We start from the raw sequence: 2,578 nt of genomic DNA on the forward strand, positions 1-2,578 counted from the left end.
GGCCATTATTGAGGGCTTTAACGAAGCTGAAGGTACTAATTTAAAACTGGCTGATATAACCAATCTGGATATGGCACAAGGTTTACTGGATGATTTTTTAGAGAAATACTCAGGACTATAATGCTCTATGAGTATGACTCACTAAAATATTAAGGAAAAATAATGGCTAAAGATAGAAGTATGCTTGTACAGAATATTCAAATATCTGTATCCACTGTTAATAATGAAGATTATATAAGCCTTACGGATATGGTTAGAGCGAAAGATGGTGAATTTGCTATAGCTGACTGGCTTAGAAATAGAAATACGCTTGAATTCATTGGGGTTTGGGAGGAATTAAATAATCCAGATTTTAATTATGGCGAATTCGCCATAATTAAAAATCAGTCAGGCTTAAATGGCTTCAAAGTTAGCGTGAAAGAATTAACTGAAAAAGCAAATATTATTAGCTTACAGTCAAAAACTGGTCGATATGGCGGAACTTTTGCCCACAAAGATTTAGCTTTTGAATTTGGTATGTGGATTAGCCCACAATTCAAACTCTACTTAATTAAAGAGTTTCAAAGACTAAAAGAACAAGAGGCGCAAAGAGCATCCGTAGAATGGCAAGTCAAAAGAGAGTTATCTAAAATCAACTATCGCATTCATACTGATGCTATCCAAGAACATTTAATACAGACTATGCCGCAGAAAAAACAAGGTTTTGTCTATGCCAGTGAAGCAGATATGTTAAATACAGTCGTATTTGGCAAAACCGCCAAAAGTTGGAAGCAAGACAATCCTAATCTTAAAGATGGCAATCAAAGAGATTATGCGAGTGCACTAGACAATCTTCTTATGGCGAATTTAGAGTCATACAACAGTATTTTAATAACACAAGGGCTAGATATGTCCGCTCGGTTTTCAGCTTTAACAGATACAGCAAATCAATTTAAGCAATCAATGCAAAAATCTACAGCTATGGAGCGGCTTGAAGATCAAGCTAAGCCCCTACTCAGCGAACACAAAAGCAAGAAGAAAAAGAAATAATTTCCATTTAAAACCGCGAACCCAACACAATCCTAAGATCATGTTGGGTGGATGATTTTTTAGAGAAGTATTCTGATTAAGAGGATGTGGTAATGAATGACAAGTATGAAATGCCTGAACTTTATTTGTATAGAGAATTAACAAGCAATGAACAGCTCGCCATAAACCAAAAGCTTATTTCTTATGTCTGGGACATTGGCTCTCTCTTTAATGTGCACATGAAAAATAATGCGAAATCATACAATTTAGTCAAATTAACCAGCATAAACTTTGAGAATGAAGCGACCGCGGTGTGGGTTCACTTTGAAACAATAACAGGTGAAAGCATTGGCATTCCTCTCGATTTTCTTTCCAAAATTGAACTTGCAGGACAAGAAGAAATTTAAACTGCGAACCCAGCGCAGTCCTTTAGAACAGATCGGGTGGAGAATATATGTTTGAGTTATCTGTAATTGATATTTCAGAATCTAAACCAAAGTCGTTGTATGCGCGAAAATTTAAAACCCATCCGCGAATCGGTGAATGGGTTGATATAGAAATAGATGGTGAAAGCAATATGTTTGAAGTAGTTAAGGTTGCTCACTCAACAAATGGTGGTGATTCTGACTTGTATGTAAAGCTTCTAGGACTAACTTATCAAGTTGTTGGTGATCTTTGCTGTAAAAATGATTAACAATATTCATACAACTATCATCTAGTTTAGTTGGATCGGTAATAATTACACCTATAAATTGATGCCCTGTAATTGATGAGTTTTCATCAATTATCATCAACTCCCCTTTTTTTGTAATAGCAATCATTCTAATGACTCCATCCAACCCACCACTACGGTGGGTTTTCTTTTTAATAAATCCATATTTTCCCTGATATTATGAAGCTGAGACTCTGCACCAACATTGCCCTCAAAACACCCATAATCATCGGAGAAAATATGAAACCTGAAATTATAGAAGCCCTAGCGTTAGAGCTTACCAAATCAAAACTTGCCAATAAGGACACAACTGCGTCTGACTGGGTTAAAACCTATGAAGCCTCACTCTCTGAGGTTAAAGGTGAGTGCGACAAAGGTAGAACCCGATTAAAGCCAGCTACAGCTGGGCGACTCTCGTCTAGTAACTAGCCTTAGCAATTACAAGGCAGCCATTCTTTTGTGAGAAATCCAGAAGAATGGTGTTTAATTCTTCTACAAACTCAATAGGACATTCAATTGTCGCAGTAACTATACAATCCTTGTAAATCAGTGCCTGTGCTGCATCCGTCTGCCCTTTCGCATCCTCTGGCTTCACGCCACTCAGTATTAGTTTTTCAATAAACTGCTTACGCCATTCAAATATTTCATCCGAAAGACTCATTTTCTCACCTTTGATGGTTTGGTTTTCTATTGTCTATTAAAACATAAATTGAACTAATAATTCAAAATAACAAAATAAAGAACTTTTGGTTCTTGACTTAATTGAACCAATAGTTCATATTTACCTCACCCCCCCCAACAAGAGATAAAAAAATGGAAATTCAAGATTTACGCCTACAACTGCTCCACATTGCCGAG

At 36.5% G+C, this 2,578-nt stretch carries 4 protein-coding genes; 3 read left to right on the forward strand and 1 reads right to left on the reverse strand.

Going from position 1 to position 2,578, the window contains the following annotated elements:
• The first annotated feature begins 162 nt into the window (after positions 1-162).
• The 3 genes from D9K81_RS18015 (at position 163) to D9K81_RS18025 (ending at position 1,702) form a co-directional block, all read left to right on the forward strand.
• On the forward strand, positions 163-1,029 hold the full coding sequence (locus D9K81_RS18015) for a KilA-N domain-containing protein (protein WP_121524008.1): 867 nt from the start codon (positions 163-165) through the stop codon (positions 1,027-1,029).
• A 92-nt stretch (positions 1,030-1,121) separates the two neighbouring features.
• On the forward strand, positions 1,122-1,415 hold the full coding sequence (locus D9K81_RS18020) for a hypothetical protein (RefSeq protein WP_121524010.1): 294 nt from the start codon (positions 1,122-1,124) through the stop codon (positions 1,413-1,415).
• 47 nt (positions 1,416-1,462) lie between these two features.
• Entirely contained in the window at positions 1,463-1,702 is a 240-nt protein-coding gene (locus tag D9K81_RS18025; RefSeq protein WP_121524012.1) for a hypothetical protein, read from the forward strand.
• A gap of 436 nt (positions 1,703-2,138) precedes the next feature.
• Here the strand turns inward: D9K81_RS18025 and D9K81_RS18040 are convergent, their stop codons facing one another.
• Positions 2,139-2,381, reverse strand: coding sequence for a hypothetical protein (locus D9K81_RS18040; RefSeq protein ID WP_120368401.1), 243 nt, complete (start codon positions 2,379-2,381; stop codon positions 2,139-2,141).
• Positions 2,382-2,578: the final 197 nt, after the last annotated feature.

This window comes from Acinetobacter chengduensis (genome assembly GCF_003664645.1).
Taxonomy (GTDB): Bacteria; Pseudomonadota; Gammaproteobacteria; order Pseudomonadales; family Moraxellaceae; genus Acinetobacter; species Acinetobacter chengduensis.